The 401-nt window shown below is 55.1% G+C and carries 1 protein-coding gene; it reads right to left on the bottom strand.

The genetic code is table 11. The features are described 5' to 3' along the window. Positions 1–193: hypothetical protein (locus EOA33_RS40070; RefSeq protein ID WP_210212674.1), on the bottom strand; the 193-nt coding region annotated here is incomplete at its 3' end. Positions 194–401: the final 208 nt, after the last annotated feature.

Below are 401 nucleotides of genomic sequence, written 5' to 3' on the forward strand. Positions count from 1 at the left end.
AGAGGGCCCTGCTGGTGGAAATTGACACGATTTCGAGGCAGCTAAGCTGCACTTCGCCATCTTGAGCGAGCCGAAAGTATCCCGAAGTTTTCGGGTCTAGGGTCAGTTTCCATTTTCCCCCTGGAAACATCCGCGCAAAGAAACCAGGCCGGTAGGTGCGCGAGCGGCCAGGTAGCAATTTGGTCAAAGCCACGTTCAATACGCCCGCAAAATAGGAGGTCTTCGAGGGCGAATATCAGCAACAGATTGAAATGTTCCAAATCATCGTCGTCGGACATTGATCGGGCCGCGATGTAGGCATGGCTCTTTTCGTCGCCCGTCACGGGAAACAACGCGAGAGCGTCCGCGCGTCAACGATTTCATTAGATGGTTGCGGCGAGTTACGCCCTGCCGGGCTTTCC

It is taken from the genome of Mesorhizobium sp. M4A.F.Ca.ET.050.02.1.1 (assembly GCF_003997725.1).
Lineage (GTDB): Bacteria > Pseudomonadota > Alphaproteobacteria > Rhizobiales > Rhizobiaceae > Mesorhizobium.